The organism is Streptomyces sp. BRA346 (assembly GCF_052851135.1).
Map to the genome: position 1 here is coordinate 1 of NZ_JAIWIH010000034.1, position 16,124 is coordinate 16,124.

Sequence of the window (16,124 nt, forward strand, 5' to 3'; positions counted from 1 at the left end):
GATGGCCGCCGAGGCCGGACAGCTCCAGCTGAACGCCTTCGAGCCGATCATCCTGCACTCCCTCTCGGAGAGCGTCACCCACCTGAAGGCCGCCTGCCTGGTGCTGGCCGACCGCTGCGTCGCGGGCATCACCGTCAACGCCGACGAGCTGCGCGCCACCGTCGAGAACTCCATCGGCCTGGTCACCGCCCTCAACCCGTACATCGGTTACAGCGCGGCCACCAGCATCGCCAAGGAGGCGCTCGCCACCGGCCGCGGCGTCGCCGAACTCGTCCTGGAGAAGGGCCTGCTGCCCGCCGAACGCCTCGCCGAGGTGCTCAGCCCGGAGGAGGTCGCGGGCACGCGCTGACCTCTAGAACAGGGGGTCCGTTCGCAGACGGGTGATCGCGGGGGCCACGCTGAACGGCAGGAGATCCTGCCGCCGGTCCGGGCTCCGCACCTCGACGCGGATCCGGTCCGCGAACCGGTAGGGGCGGTGCGTGAGCACCGCCCCGAGCCGTCCGCGCAGCCGGGACATCGCCGCCCGCACGGTGACCGTTCGCGTCGGGTCGCCGAACAGGTCGTGGGCGAGCTGCGCCGCGGTGCGCCCCTCGGGGTGGGCGGCGAGCACCAGCAGCAGTTCGGCGTGGCGGGCGCTGAGCCCGTGCGTCCAGGCGCCGGAGGGGCCCGAGAAGGTCAGCGACCAGTGGTGCGGGTGGCGTACGTCCAGCACCAGGTGCCCCGGCCCGGCGGGCGCCGCCGGGTCGCCGTCCTCGCCGTCGAGCACCCGCAGCAGATGGCCGCCGGGCAGCGGTTCCACCGCGCAGGTGCCCAGCGACGGCAGCCAGACCGGCCCGTACGGCGCCTCCCGGGCCGCCTTCGGCAGCGGCAGCCGGTGGTCCTGCGGGCTGATGCCGGTGACGGCGGCGACCCAGCCGTGCCGGTCCACCACGGCGGCTTTGCCCGGGATGCGCGCGAGGACGGGCGCGGCGAGGGCGCGCAGCGCGTCCAGCTCGCGGCTGTGGGCCAGCCGCAGTTCGCCCTCGGCCCACCGGGCGGTGGCCGTGACCAGGGAGAGCACGGTGGGGTGGGCGGTGGGGGCGGGGCCGCTGATGTCGATGACGCCGAGCAGCTGTCCGTCCCGGGGGTCGCGTACCGGCGCGGCGGCGCAGCTCCAGGTGTGGAAGGCACGGACGAAGTGCTCCGCGGAGTGCACCCGCACCGGCGCCCGGACGGCCAGCGCGGTGCCGATCCCACTGGTCCCGGCCGTCTCCTCGGCCCAGTGCGCGCCCTCGGTGAGGGCGATCCCCTCCGCGTGCCGGCGAATGCCGCGGTGGCCGTCGATCCACAGCACCCGGCCGTCGGCATCCGCGATGATCATGATGTGCCCGGCCGCTTCCGCCGCCTCCAGCAGCCCGCTGTGCAGCGTGGGCAGCACATCCGCCAGCCGGGTCGCCTGCCGTCGCCGCTCCAGTTCGTCCAGGCTGAGCAGCCCCCGCTCGTGACCGCGGTCCGGGTCCAGGCCCAGCCGCAGCATCCGGTCCCAGGACTGGCCGATCACCGGGCGCGCGGGCAGCGGGAGCCGACCGCGGCTCAGCGCGGCGTCCCGCATGACCGCCATCAGCCGGGCCGACTCGGCGGGGCTCAGCGCCGCCAGGGAGTCGGCAGGGCGTGTGGCTTCAGTTCGCATGGATTGCGGCCTTTCGTTCCGCCGCGGGGCCCGCCACGGCGGTGGGCCGCGGCGTCCGCCTGACGCCGAATGCCATGGTGCAGCCTCAAGTCCGCAACGAACAGGGCTTCGTGCCGCCGATTGTAGTGAAGGCGGCCGGTCCTCACGGACCCCAGGCGTCGGGAGCCCGGCATGATCGGCAAGACACCCCTGGGCTTGCGCAGGCGGTCAGCCGTCGGCGGCGGACAGGGACTGCTCCGCCCAGATCGTCTTGCCGGTGCCGGTCTGCCGGGTGCCCCAGCTCTGCGTCAGCTGGGCCACCAGCAGCAGCCCGCGGCCGCCCTCGTCGAAGGTGCGGGCCCGGCGCAGATGCGGGGCGGTGCCGCTGCCGTCGGACACCTCGCAGATCAGGGCGCGGTCGTGGATCAGCCGCAGCTGGATGGGCGCCTTGGCGTGCCGGATGGCGTTGGTGATCAGCTCGCTCACCACCAGTTCGGTGGTGAACACGGCCTGGTCCAGACCCCACGCCTCCAGCTGCGCCGAGGCGTCCCGGCGGGCCTGTGCCACCACGGAGGGGTCGGCCGGCAGGTCCCAGGTGGCCACGTGGCCCGCGTCCAGCGCCCGGGTGCGGGCGAGCAGCAGCGCCACGTCGTCCTCCGGGCGGCTGGGCAGCATCTTGCTGATCACGACGTCGCAGGCGGCCTCCAGCGACTCCGCGGGCTGGGCCAGCGCGGACCGCAGCGTGTCCAGCGCCCGGTCGACGTCCTGGTCGCGGGACTCGATCAGCCCGTCGGTGTACAGCGCGAGCAGACTGCCCTCCGCCAGCTCCACCTCGACCGTCTCGAACGGCAGGCTGCCCAGCCCCAGCGGCGGGCCGCCGGGCAGGTCGAGCAGGTCGACCGAGCCGTCGGGGGACACCACCGCGGGCGGCGGATGCCCCGCCCGGGCGATCGAACAGCGCCGCGAGACCGGGTCGTAGACCGCGTACAGGCAGGTCGCGCCGATGTCCCCGCTGGTGGCCCCCGCACCCGTCGGGCCCTGGGCGCTCTCCGCCTCCGCCGAGAGGTGGTTGACCATGTCGTCGAGGTGGGTCAGCAGCTCATCGGGGGCCAGATCGACATCGGCGAGGGTACGGACCGCCGTGCGCAGCCGTCCCATGGTCGCCGACGCCTGCACCCCGTGGCCGACCACGTCGCCCACCACCAGCGCGACCCGCGCCCCGGACAGCGGGATCACATCGAACCAGTCGCCGCCCACCCCGGCCTGCGGGCCCGCGGGCAGATAGCGGGAGGCGACGTCGACGGCCGCGCTGTGCGGCAGGGTCCGCGGCAGCAGGCTGCGCTGGAGGGCCAGCGCGGTGTTCCGCTCCCGGGTGTAGCGGCGGGCGTTGTCGATGCAGACCGCCGCCCGGGCGGTCATCTCCTCGGCGAGCAGGAGATCGTCCTCCTCGAACGGCTCGGGCCGCTGGTGCCGGGAGAACGTCGCCACCCCCAGGGTGGTGCCGCGGGCGCGCAGCGGGATGGCCATCGTGGAGTGGAAGCCGAACTGACGGATCGACGCGGCCCGGTCCGGGGCCTCGGCCGCCCACCGGGACACCGCCGGGTCCGTCACCCGGTTCAGCAGCCCCCGCTCCGCCTTCAGGCACTCGGCGGCGGGGGAGAAGTCGGGGTACGCGTCCACCTTCCCCACCTCCACCACGGCCTCCGGGGTGCCCGCGAAGACCGACCGGGCGGCGACCCGCCGGAGCATGACATGGCCGCTGAGGGGGCCAGGGCGGGGTTCGCTGCCGCCGTGCACCGAGGGCAGCAGGTCGACGGTCACGAAGTCGGCCAGCTCCGGGGCCGCCACATCGGCCAGCTCCTGCGCGGTCCGGTCGATGTCCAGGGTGGAGCCGATCCGGATGCTCGCCTCGTTGAGCAGCAGCAGCCGCTGCCGGGTGGTGTGCTGCGGGGTCCGGTCGTGCGCGGACAGCATCACGGCCGCCACCCGGCCGTCGCCGTCCCGCAGCGGGGCCAGTGAGGTCGACCAGGCGACCGGACGGTCGTGCCCGGGCATCCGCAGGAAGAGCTCGAGGTACTGCTCCTCGCCGGTCTCCAGCACCCGGAGCATCCGCTCCTCGGTCTCCTCGGCCTCGGGCCCGGGGGTGATCTCCGGCACCCGCAGCCCGCGGATCTCCTCCTGGGTGAGGCCCAGCACCCGCTCCATGTCCTGGTTGGCCCACCGCAGCCGCAGATCCGTGTCGTACACCGCCATCGTGCACGGCCCCTGGGCGAAGCAGTGCTTCAGCAACTCCTCGTCCGCCAGCGGCCGTTCGGGCCGGGGCAGCGGGGAGACGACGAGCCATTCGGTGGCGTCGCCGGACGCGGTGACGCGGTGTGCCAGCAGCCCGGCCGTCACCCGGGAGCCGTCGCGGTGCAGCAGCGCCACCCGGCCCCGGAACCGGTCGGGCGGATTCAGGGCGCGCAGGGTTTGGGCCACCGACCGCGGATTCGTCTGATCGGCGAGCAGACCGGCCGCCGATCTGCCCACGATCTCCTCGGGCCGGTATCCGAGCAGCCCTTCGGCCCCCTCGTTCCACTGGGTGACGATGCCGTGCCCGTCGACAGTGGCCCTGGCTGTGGACGCCTCGTCGATGAGGTCGTCCGACCGGACGGGCTGCTCGTGCGGCGGCGTGTCCGGTCGCGTCATGTGGTCATCTCACCCTTGCCCTCGGACGTCCGCCATGGGCAGGTGACGGCCTCCACCGCCGCGGCCCTGGCGGGGAGTGAACCCATTTGGTCGCGCGTTCAAGTATGCCATCGGTGGCCGAATATCGGCACACGCGGAACGGGATCGACGATAACGCTCAGCAGCCGGGCTGACATCCCTTCGGCACGCCCCCCGTTCGATGGGCCGACCGGCTGACGCCCGGCGGTCAGGGCGGCCCCGGACCGGCCGAGGGGGAGTGAGTGCGCCGAAGAGAGGAACTGGAGGTAGTGGAGAGACCGACGAAAGGCGAGATCACCGCATGAGCAGGGCAGCGAGCAACGGAGCCGACGGCACGGCCCACGACGGCGACGGCACGGCCCACGACGGCGACGGGACAGGGCCGCATCCGGACGCCACCCCCTACCGCCACCCCCACAGCTCGCACTGGGGCGCCTTCGACGCCGCCGTCCGCCCCGACGGCGGCCTCGACGTCACCCCCGACCCCCGCGACCCCCACCCCGCGGCCCTGCTGCGCAACGTGCCCGCCGCGCTCGGCCCCCGCGACCGGGTCCTGACCCCCCACGTCCGCCGCGGCTGGCTGGAACACGGACCCGGGCCCGACCCGGCCCGCGGCACCGACGACCACGTACCCGTCCCCTGGGACGAGGTGATCCCGCTGCTGGCCCGCGAACTGGACCGGGTCCGCGCCACCCACGGCAACCGGGCGATCTTCGGCGGATCGTACGGCTGGGGCAGCGCGGGCCGTTTCCACCATGCGCAGAGCCAGATCCACCGGTTCCTCAACTGCCTCGGCGGCTACACCCGGTCCGTCAACTCCTACAGCCTCGGCGCCGCCACCACCCTGCTGCGCCACGTGGTGGGCGACGACGCCCCGATCAGCAACCCCACCCCGCTGTCCGTGCTGGCCGAGCACACCGGCCTCTTCCTCTGCTTCGGCGGCATGCCCGCCAAGAACACGCAGGTCAACGCGGGAGGCATCAGCCGCCACAGAGCCGCCGGGCTGCTGCGTGCGGCCCGCGGGCGGGGCGCCCGCTTCATCCTCGTCAGCCCCCTGCGCGACGACCTCGCCGACGAGCTGGACGCCGAGTGGCTGGCCCCCGTCCCCGGCACCGACACCGCGCTGATGCTCGCGCTGTGCCACGTCCTCATCGAGGAGGGCCGGTACGACGCGGATTTCTGCCGCCGCAACTGCGAGGGCTTCGACACCTTCGCCCGCCACGTCCTCGGCCGCGACGGCTCCGCCGCCAAGACCCCCCGGTGGGCCGAGCCGATCTGCGGCATCCCCGCCGCCCGCATCGCCGCCCTGGCGCGGGAGCTGACCGAACACCGCACCATGGTCTCCCTCAGCTGGTCGCTCCAGCGCGCCCACCGCGGCGAGCAGCCGCTGTGGGCGGGCATCGCGCTGGCCTGCCTGCTCGGCCAGATCGGGCTGCCCGGCGGCGGCTTCGGCCACGGCTACGGCGCCACCGGCGGAACCGGCGCCGGGACGCTCCCGTACAAGCTGCCCACCCTGGACCAGGGCGCCAACCCCGTCACCGACTTCATCCCCGTCGCCCGCATCGCCGACCTCCTCCTCCACCCCGGCGAGGAGTTCGACTACGACGGCGGGCGCCACACCTACCCCGACATCCGGCTCGTCCACTGGGCCGGTGGCAACCCCTTCCACCACCACCAGGACCTCGGCCGACTGCGCCGCGCCTTCACCCGCCCGGACACCGTCGTCGTCCACGAACCCCACTGGACCGCCACCGCCCGCCACGCCGACATCGTGCTGCCCGCCACCACCACCCTGGAACGCGACGACATCGGCGGCGCCAAACAGGACACCGCGCTCATCGCCATGCACCGCGTCACCGACCCGGTCGGCGAAGCCCGCGACGACTACCGCATCCTCAGCGACCTCGCCACCGAACTCGGCATCGGCCACGCCTTCACCGAAGGCCGCGACGCGAACGGCTGGCTGGAACACCTCTACGAGACCTGGCGCCGGGGCCTGCCGCCGGAATACACGCCCGAGGAGGACTTCAAGACCTTCTGGCGCGCCGGCCGCATCCCCCTGCGGGCCCTGCGCGAACAGCGCACCCTGTACGCCGGGTTCCGCGCCGACCCCGACGCCGCGCCACTGCCCACCCCCAGCGGCCGCATCGAGCTGTACTCCGCCACCATCGCCTCGTACGGCTACGACGACTGCCCCGGCCACCCCGCCTGGCTGCCATCCGACTCGGACGACCCGGGCGCGTACCCCCTGCACCTGGTCGCCAACAACCCGCCCACCCGGCTGCACAGCCAGCTCGACCAGGGCGAACTCAGCGCCTCCTCCAAGGTCCGCGGCCGCGAACCGGTCCGGATGCACCCCGATGACGCCGCGGCGCGCGGCGTGCGTGACGGCGACGTGGTGCGCCTCCGCTCCACCGTGGGCAGCTGCCTGGCCGGTGCCGTGCTCAGCGACGCGGTACGGCCCGGCGTGATCCAACTCGCCACCGGCGCCTGGTTCGACCCCTCCGCCCCCGAGGTGGCCACCTGCATCCACGGCAACCCCAACGCCGTCACCCGCGACACCGGCACCTCACGCCTCGCCCAGGGCTGCACCGGCCAGCTCGCGCGGGTCGAGGTGGAACGCTACGACGGACCGCTGCCCGCCGTCCGTGCCCACGCCCTGTCACATTGAGGACAGGGACGAAGCGCCCCCTGGGGAGCGGAGCGGGGCTTGATGCCATCTTGTGGACAAACGGAATATCGGTGCCGATGCGGCGCTAAGCTGTCCGCTCATCGGACAACTCCGGGAGGTCACGTTGTGTCAAGGGGGGCCCGACCGGGCCACGTTGATCGCCCGGCTGGCGAAGCTGTACCCGGAGGCCAGATCCGTCCGGCGGCTCATGGAGACGGCCGGAATCCCGAGCGACATGGTGGACTTCGGCGGCGGCGCGCGGGACGTGTGGCACGCCGCGCTACGCGAGGCGGACAACCGGGGCAAGCGGGTGGCCCTGCTCACCACCGCCGTCGGCGAGTTCTCGGACGACGAGGAGCTGCGCCGGGCCCTGTCCCGGGCGCTCGCCGAACCGGCCGCGACGCCGACGGCCGCCCCGGGCGGCGCGGGCGGCATGGGCGGCGCGGTGTCCGTCGCGGGCGCCGAGAAGCTGATGGGCGCTCAGAGCACCCTGCTGCCACTGGCGTTCCTGGAGAGCGGGCTGCGGGCGGCGCGCGCCGTCGGGCTGTTGCGGGACGATGTGGAGGCCCTGGGCACCGGCTTCCTGGTGGCGGGCGACATCGTCGTCACCGCAGGCCATGTCCTCCCCGACGCGGCGGCCGCCGCCGGAGCCCATCTCGTCCTCGGCTACCAGGAGGGGCCGGGCGGCGAGATCGTCGGGGGGACGTCGCACGCCCTCGCCCCGGACCTCGGCTTCGCCACCTCCGAGCGCCATGACCTCACCGTCGTCCGCGCCCGGGAGCCGCTGACCGAGGAGTGGGGCGCGCTCACCCTCGCCCCGCCCCGGGCGCCGAAGCTGCAACGGGTCAACATCGTCCAGCACCCCGGCGGCGCCCCCAAGAAGATCGCGCTCTACCACAACGTGGTCACCCACGCCGATGAGCACCGGGTCCTCTACCTCACCGACACCCTCCCCGGCTCCTCCGGCTCCCCGGCCTTCGACGACCGGTGGCGGGTCGCCGCCGTGCACCGCGCGGGCGGACACCTCCCGGCCCCCGACGGCACCGGGCACGTGTACAGCAACGAGGGCGTCCCGGTGCGATGGCTGGCCGAGCTGCTCGCCACCCTCACCACCTGAGGGCACGGTGAGCGTGGCACTTCCCATCGGGCCGGAACGCGAGGTCCTGGCCGAGCGGGCGCGCGTCCAGTGGTGCCCCGACTTCGCGGCGGAGCTGGCCCGCCGCCTGGAGACCGCCGACCGCGCCCAGCTCCTGCTCGCCCGCGCCGGGATCGAGGTCGACTGGCCCGCGGACCGCGGCGGCCCGCTGGGGGCGCTGCTGTACCGCGCGTTCCAGCACCGGGTGCACCGGCCCGACGTCATGCGGCGGCTGTTCGACGCCCTGGAGCGGGAGTACGGCGCGCCGCCCTGGGTGACCGAGCTGCGGGGCGCCTACGACGCCCTCCCCGGCAGCGACCCGGCCCCGCTCCCTACCGTCGCCGCCGGGCTGCTCGACGCCGACGAGCGCCGGGACCTCGATGCGCTGCTGGCCGACCCCCGCTGCCCCACCGACCCGGACCAGCTGTGCGAGGTGCTGTGGGCGGCGGCCTCGTCCCTGGGCCTGCTGGTGGCCAAGGACGGCCTGCTCGCCGCAGACCAGGCCGCGAGCGTGAGCGCCCTCGTCGACGACCTGGACGCGCGCAACAGCCCCGACACCCGGGTGCCGCCGCTGCTCGTCTTCCTGGAACACCTCGCCGCCCGCGCGGAGGACCCCGTGGACGGCGAACTGCGGATCTGGATCGACACCGTGGCCCGCCGCCGCACCGGCCGGATGCCCGCCGCGCGGCTCACCGCCGAGCGCGACGCCGCCGCCTCCGCGGCCGGGGCCCCGGCGCCCCCGTACACCAGCTGCCTGGTCCGGGCCGAGCGCTGCGACCCCGGCGGTGACCGCTACCGGCTCGCCGCCTGGCTCTACCGCGGGGGCCGCTGTCTGGGCATCAAGCTCCAGGACGACACCCCGCACCCGGTGGAGGCGATACCCGCCGCGGCCGAGGTGCTGATCGCCCGGCTCCAGCCCTTCGTCCAGCACCTCGACCCCGAGTCCCTGCTGTTCGAGTTCCTGCTGCCGTGGGAGGCGCTCGGCTGGCCGGTCGACGAGTGGAACCTGCGGGGCGGTGGCGAGATGCCCGCACCCCGCCCCATCGGCCGCTGCGGGCCGGTCGTCGTCCGCTCCCTGGACCGGCTGCGGGACGGCTGGTCCACCGCCCAGTGGCTGGCCCGCTGGGAGCGGCTGGGCGAACCGCCCGCCGGTGACGGCCCGCCGCCCGGACCGCACTGGCTGCACGGCGACGGCACCCCGGACGGGGAGACCGAACCGGACGGCCCGGCCGACGGACCTCCAGAGCCGGAGCACGAACCCCTGGTCGCGGACGCCTCCGCCCTCCCGGCGCTCGCCGGGCGGCTGGCCTCCCGCAAGGAGATCAGCTGCCTGTTCCTCACCTATCCCTACCCGTGCCTCCCCGCCGTCCCGGACGCCCTCCAGTGCGCCATCCAGGAGGGCGTGCCCGCCGCCGTGTGGTGGCGGCCCCGCCCGAACGGCGCCGCCCCGCCCGGACGTCCCCGGCGGGTGGCCGACCTCGTCGCCCTGGACGGGGGCCTGGCCGGGCTGCCCGGCACCGTACTGGCGCTGCGCCAACAGGCGGCGCAGCGCCCGAAGGAGGTCCACGACGGGACCGGCATCGCGGTCCTGTGGGACAACCCCGGCTGGCACCCCGAACGACTCAGACGACTCGGCGGCCCGCGGGCCCACCAAGGAGGCATGCGATGAACGCGGACGACCGGCAGCCGCCCGTCACCGACCACGAACGGCCCCGGCCGCCCGCCTGGTGGATCTACTACGGCGACGGAGTCCGCCGCACCGACTGGACCCTGCCCGACCCCCCGCCCTGGCGCCGCTTCAACGGCTCCCGCCCCGAAGCCGACGAGGGCTGCGCACCGGCGGCCGAGCCCTGCTGCGACGGCCACACCGCGGAGGGCCCCGGCCGCACCGGCGTCGCCACCACCTACCGCGCCGAGCCCGAAGAGGCCCGGATGGTCAACGCCGCCATCCATCTGCGGCGCCCGCTGCTGGTCACCGGCAAACCCGGCACCGGAAAGTCCACCCTCGCCCATGGCATCGCCCATGAACTGGGCCTCGGCCGCGTCCTCCACTGGTCCGTCACCAGCCGCACCACCCTCGCCGACGGGCTGTATGCGTACGACGCCATCGGCCGTCTCCAGGACGAGGGACGCACCGAGGCCACCGCCGCCACCCCACCGAAGGGCACGGCCCCCCTCGACATCGGGAAAGCCCCCCTTGATATTGGAAAATACGTGCGGCTCGGCCCCCTCGGCACCGCGCTGCTCCCGTCCGACCGCCCCCGTGTCCTGCTCATCGACGAACTCGACAAGGGCGACGTCGACCTGCCCAACGACCTGCTCTCGGTGCTGGAGGACGGGCAGTTCACCATCCCCGAACTCCAGCGGTACCCCGTCTGCGACGTCCATGTGATGACCGACGACGGACTGCGCCGCGAGCCGGTCCGGCACGGACAGGTGCGCTGTGCCGAGTTCCCCCTCGTGGTCCTCACCAGCAACGGCGAGCGCGAGTTCCCGCCCGCGTTCGTCCGCCGCTGCGTCCGGCTGGACATCCGGCCGCCGTCCCGGCAGAAGCTGGAGCGCATCGTCGAAGCCCACCTCGGCGCCGACGTGCTGCGTGCCTCCGGGCCACGGCTGGAGAGCTTCGCGAAGGACCTGACGGAGGGCCGCAAGCTCCTCGCCACCGACCAGCTGCTCAACACCCTCCGGCTGGAACACACCGCCGAGCACGCCGACGACCCCGAATGGCCCACGGTCCTGCGCGAACTCCTGCGCCCGCTGAACGACATGGCATGACCGACATCACCGAGGCGCTCGCCCTGGCGAGGCGATGCAGCGGCGACGAGGACCTGACGGTGCGCGAGGTCGCCGAACTCCTCTGGCTGGCCGGGCAGATCACCCCCGCCCGGCCGCCCGCCGCCGCGCCCCCGGGCCCGCCACCCGGCGACCGCCCCGCACCGCCGCCCGCACCACCGGCCCCGCCGCCACCCGCCGAGCAGCCGCCCGGCGGGCCCGCCGCCGCGCCGGAGCCGCTCCAGCCGCCACCGGCCCCGCCCACCCCGCTCCACGGCCCCGACGCCACCCCGGCGGACGGCGCAGGGAACGGCGGGAGCACCCCCGGCGGACACGGCACGCCCGCCACGAAGGCCAAGGCCCTGCCGGTGCGGCGGCCGCCCGCGCTGCCCCGGCGGCTGGAGCTGGCCCGCGCGCTGCGCCCGCTCAAGCGGCGGGTCCGGGCCCCCGGACGGCGCATCCTCGACGAGCCGCTGACCGCCGACCGCTCCGCCCGCGCCCGCCGCCCGGTCCCCGCCCTGCGCCACGCCAGCGAACGCTGGCTGGAGCTGGCGCTGGTGGTGGACGACAGCGTGTCGATGTCGGTGTGGCGCCGTACCGTGGACGACTTCCGCGAACTCGTCGAGGGACACGGCGCCTTCCGGGACGTCCGCGTGTGGCGGTTCGACGCCGACGACCCCGCCCTCGTCCTCCGCTACGGCACCGCCGGTGAGGACGGCGCCGACCTGGCCGCGGAGGGCCGTAACCCCGCCGAGCTGCACGACCCCTCAGGGCGGCGGCTGATCCTCGTCCTCACCGACGGGGTCGGCGCGCTGTGGGGCACGCCCGCCATGACCGCGACCGTACGGGAATGGGCGCGCCGCTCGCCCCTGGCCTTCGTGCAGATGCTGCCGCCCGACTTATGGCACCGCACCTGGCTGCCCCCGGTGCGTGCCGCCCTGCGCGCCACCGGCCCCGCCCGGCCGACCGTACGCCCCGTCGGCCCCGTCGGCCCCGGCGCGTGTGCCACCGACCTGGCGCCGCTGGTCACCCTCGACCCCGAGTGGCTGCGCCCCTGGGCCCAGGCGCTGTCCGGCAGCCGCACCACCTGGCGGCCCGGCTCGGCCGTCGACCTCGGCCGGGAGCCCTGGCACGGCCGCCCCGAGGCCGCCGCCGATGCCGCGGGCCGCCTCCCGGACCACACCGCGGCCCCGGACCTGGTCGAGGAGTTCCGCACCTGGGCCACGCCGGGCGCGCTGAACCTGGCGTTCCTGCTGTCCGCCGCCCCGCTCACCCTGCCGCTGATGCGCTGGCTCCAGCAGCACCTGCTGCCCGCCACCGGCCCCGCCCACCTGGCCGAGGTGTTCCTCTCCGACCTGCTGGTGCGCACCACGGACCGCCGCCGCGGGGAGGACCCGGACCAGGTGGTGTACGCGTTCCGCGACGGCGTACGCGACGAACTGGCCGCCGGGCTCACCCGCACCCGCGCCTACCAGGTGCTCACCACCCTCATCCGGGCCCCCGAGGCGCTCGCCGCGCCCTTCGGCGGCTCCCTCGACTTCCGGGTGCTGGCCGCCGACCCCACGGGCCCGCTCGCCCTGACCGGCGGCCGCGCGTTCGCCACCGTGGCCGCGTCGGTGCTGGGCGGCCTGGGCGGCGAACTCGCCCCGTACGCCGAGGCGATCCACGCGGCGCTGAGCGGCAGTCACCCGGCCGGGGGCCGGGGAGCGGCCGACGGAACCGTGTGCGTGGCGTGCACCCGGGTGGGCGGCCGCGACGTGGTCGTGACGACGTCCGGCAGCGAGCTGTGGCTCTGGGACGTGGCCACCGGCCACGGCAGGCTCGCCACCCACCGGGGCTCCTTGGGCATCACCGCCCTCGCCTGCGCCACCACGGCCTCCGGCCGCAGCCTCGCCGTGACGCTGTCCATCGACGGCACGCTCGCCGCCACCGACCTCGGCGCCGCCGTGGCCGAGGCGCCCGACCTGCGGGTGGACGTCTGGCGGCGCGACGTCCGGCCGGGCGGCACCGCGCACCCACCCGTGCTGGCCTGCCACGACGTCATGGGCCAGCGGGTCGTGGCGGTCCTCGGCCCGGACGGGATCAACCTGCTGGACCTCGACAGCGGCGCCACCTTCCTGCCCACCGTCCCGGTGACCGAGCACGTGAGCGCGCTGGCGCTGCTGACCGACGGCGGCCGGTCCCAGCTGTTCACCGGCGACACCGAAGGCGTCGTCCGCGGCCGGGTCCTGGAATCCGCCGAGGTGGCCGTCGGCGGCCCGGCCCCCGCCGGGGTGCCCCGGCGGGCGGGGCGGCTCTTCCTGCTCAGCTTCGGCTTCGGCGCCGCCGCCGACCCCTCGCTGGAACCCGCCTGCCACCAACTCGCCCGGGCCTTCGAGGAGTTCCGCTGCCGGACCCGGGTCGCCATGGACGTCTCGGCACGGGAGTTCCGGCGTACGGTCGAGGAGACCGCGGCCGGACTCGGTGACGCGGACGCCCTGATCGTCCATGTGGCGGGCCAGTCGGCGGACAGCGAGACGCTGTTCAGGACGCTGCCCACCGAAGCGACGCAGGGACGCCGCCTGATGATCGTGGACGACTGCCCGGCCGTGCGGAGCGCCGTCGTCCCGGTCTTCGGCTTCGAGGCCGTCCTCATGTCCGGGCCACCCGAGCGGGCCCCCGCCTGGGACCTCACCCTCGCGCTCGCCGAGGCGCTGCGCCACTTCGCGGCCGGGGCGGGACGGCACTCGCGCTACGAGCAGTTCATCTCCTTCGGGGACGTGCTGGCCCTCGCCCACGAACTGACCGAAGGCCGCACCTCGAACAGCGTCGTGCTGTCGCTGCGGGACAACGACGACTTCCTGCCCAACCCCCACTACGCCCCGCCCCTCTCCCCGCTCCTCGACCAGAACCCGGCGGAACCGCCCGAGACACCGGCCTTCCGGCAATTGGCGCAGTGGATCGACCACCCGTCCGCGGGCGGGCTGGCCCTGGTCACCGGCGAGCCCTGGAGCGGCAAGACGACCCTGCTGACCGCGCTGACCACGCGGATGCGGCGCCTCCCCGGCCGCCCCACCCCGCTGGCCGTCTCCGCCCGCGGACGCGACGAGACGGAGCTGGCGCGGGTCCTCGGGCAAGAGATCACCGTGCCCGGCGAGCGGGTTCCGGGCACGCCCGACCAACTGATCGCACGGCTCCTGCCCCTCACGACCCCGCCCGTCATCGTGATCGACGCCCTGGACGAGGCGCGGTACCCCGAGACCGTCGTGGCCGGACTGCTGCGCCCGCTCCTCGCATCCGGGAGCTGCCGACTGGTGGTCGCCACCGGCCCGGGCCGTCCCATGGACAGACTGCTGCGCAGCGTCCCCCAGTACACCCGCATCGCCCTCTCCGCTTCCCCCGACCTTCAGCACCGCACCCTGCGCGAGATGTGCGACCGCGCGTTGTCCACCGCCCCCGCCTACCGCGCCGCCTCCGCCGCCCCCGTACGCGAGGCGTTCGGCGAGGCTGCCGCCACGGCGCTCGTCGAACGGAGCCCGGTCGCCGAACAGGTCCTCATCGCCCGCGCCTACACCGGCTTCATCGCCTCCCGGGGCGACCTCCTGGAGGACCCCGAGGAGGCGCGCTGGGTGGGTTCCGGTGTGCCCCGCACCAGCGCGGACGTCGTGGCCCTGCTGCTCGCGGACGCCCGTAACCCCTGGACCGTGCCGGTCCTCACCACGCTGGCGGCGGCCGGGGACGAGGCGCTGACGGACATCGAGATCCAGCGGCGCTGCGGACCGCTCTCGCTGTACGAGGTACGGGAGGCCCTGGCCCCCGTACACGGGCTGCTCGAATCCGTCACCGACGCCCGGAGCCGGACGCTCTACCGCCTGGCGGCCCCGTCCGTCGCGGCGCAGATACTCCAGGCGCAGGGCATCGGCCCGGCGTGCGAGCCGCCGCCCCGGCGGCTGTGGTCGGAGCCGGTCACGCTGGGGGCCTGCCGGGGCCCGGTGGCGGCGATGGCCGCCGAGGACCGGCCGTTCGGGCCGATGCTCTACTTCACGGGGGCGGGCACCCGCGCGGTGATGGGTGCTCCCGTCACTCCGGGCGTGGCAGCCGAGGCGGAGCCCGTCACGGAGTGGCCGTACCAGCCCCTTCCGCGGCTGCGGCTCGTCGACTGGCACGGCCGCCGGGCGCTGGTCGGCAGCTCCCGGCAGCGCTGCACCGTATGGCCGCTGACCGATCCGACTCCCCTGGAGGACCGCACGCCCGGAGGCCTGGGCCCCATCGAGGCGTTCACCGCCACCACGAGCGCCGACGGGCGCCCGCTCGCGGTCGCGGTGAACGAGAAGGGCGCCCCCCGGGCGTGGCATCTGGACGACCTCACCCCCGCCGGTGAGCGGTTCACCGCCGTCCCCCGGGTGCTGGGCGTCCATGGCTTCGGCCACGGCCAGCACAGCGCCACGGAGCTGTCGCGCCAGTGGCTCCTGGCCCTGCGCGACGGCGTGGAGCGGGTCGGCCACACCGGGCCCCCGCCCCCCTTCGACGTGCGCATCGCCCACTACGGCGGCACCTTGCGCCCCCCGGCCGAGAAGACCGACAACGGCAACGGCGGCAACGGCGGCAACGGCCGCGGACGGCTGCGCCGCCTCGTGGACGCCCTCACCCGGGCCATCGGCATGCCGATGGCCCTGCTGCCCGGTATGGGAAGAGAGCTGTACACCTATCTGAACGATCCCGCGCAGCGGGCCCAGGCGCGCCACATCGTCGCCGAGGCCATCGCCGCCGGGCTGCCGGACGTCGTCATCGCCCACTCCCTGGGCGGCCTGGTCGCCTACGAGGCGCTCTGGGAACGGCCGGACGTCCCGGTGGACCTGCTGGTGACCCTGGGCGCACCGCTCGGCTTGGACCTGGTCGTCGACCGGCTGGAACCCGCCCCCGTCGACGGCCGGGGCCACCGCCCCCCGGGCGTACGGCGCTGGGTGAACCTCGCGGGCACCGACGATCCGCTGGCCGTTCCACGCGATCTCACGGAGCGGTTCGAGGGCGTCTCGGTGAACATCCAGTGCGCCGGACTGGGGCTGGACACCGTCCGCACCCAGGGCTACGGCTACCTCCACAGCGTCGAGCTGGCCACCGTCCTCTCCCAGCACCTGGGCGGCGGTGACCGCGGCCGGGATACATAGGATGAGATAAATAGTGTGCCAAGCGGCCCACATCCCCGAGGGCCG

General features: G+C 75.0%; 7 protein-coding genes and 1 pseudogene. 6 read left to right on the plus strand and 2 right to left on the minus strand.

All coding sequences use genetic code 11. The annotated features are described in order from the left end of the window. A pseudogene (gene aspA, locus LCH29_RS32020) lies at nt 1-349 on the plus strand (aspartate ammonia-lyase); the annotation flags it as partial. Nucleotides 350-352: 3 nt separating this feature from the next. Here aspA and LCH29_RS32025 read toward each other — a convergent pair. Beyond that, nucleotides 353-1,669 (minus strand): GAF domain-containing protein, encoded by a 1,317-nt coding sequence (locus LCH29_RS32025; RefSeq protein ID WP_446465189.1) that lies wholly within the window; start codon nt 1,667-1,669, stop codon nt 353-355. A gap of 207 nt (nt 1,670-1,876) precedes the next feature. Continuing rightward, a complete protein-coding gene (locus tag LCH29_RS32030; RefSeq protein WP_446465190.1) occupies nt 1,877-4,336 on the minus strand; it encodes a SpoIIE family protein phosphatase in 2,460 nt (819 codons plus the stop codon). A gap of 319 nt (nt 4,337-4,655) precedes the next feature. On the opposite strand from LCH29_RS32030, the gene LCH29_RS32035 reads away from it, so the two are divergent. The 5 genes from LCH29_RS32035 (at nt 4,656) to LCH29_RS32055 (ending at nt 16,079) form a co-directional block, all read left to right on the plus strand. Next, on the plus strand, nt 4,656-7,025 hold the full coding sequence (locus LCH29_RS32035) for a molybdopterin-dependent oxidoreductase (protein WP_446465191.1): 2,370 nt from the start codon (nt 4,656-4,658) through the stop codon (nt 7,023-7,025). Between the two features lie 124 nt (nt 7,026-7,149). Then, complete coding sequence (locus LCH29_RS32040; RefSeq protein ID WP_446465192.1) at nt 7,150-8,142, plus strand: trypsin-like peptidase domain-containing protein; 993 nt, start codon at nt 7,150-7,152, stop codon at nt 8,140-8,142. 13 nt (nt 8,143-8,155) lie between these two features. After that, nucleotides 8,156-9,829, plus strand: a complete 1,674-nt coding sequence (locus LCH29_RS32045) for a VMAP-C domain-containing protein (protein ID WP_446465193.1) — start codon at nt 8,156-8,158, stop codon at nt 9,827-9,829. Continuing rightward, nucleotides 9,826-10,935, plus strand: coding sequence for an AAA family ATPase (locus LCH29_RS32050; RefSeq protein WP_446465194.1), 1,110 nt, complete (start codon nt 9,826-9,828; stop codon nt 10,933-10,935). The genes LCH29_RS32045 and LCH29_RS32050 overlap by 4 nt, the downstream gene beginning before the upstream one ends. Then, a complete protein-coding gene (locus LCH29_RS32055) occupies nt 10,932-16,079 on the plus strand; it encodes an SAV_2336 N-terminal domain-related protein (RefSeq protein ID WP_446465195.1) in 5,148 nt (1,715 codons plus the stop codon). Before LCH29_RS32050 ends, LCH29_RS32055 begins: the two co-directional genes overlap by 4 nt. The last annotated feature ends 45 nt before the right edge of the window (nt 16,080-16,124 follow it).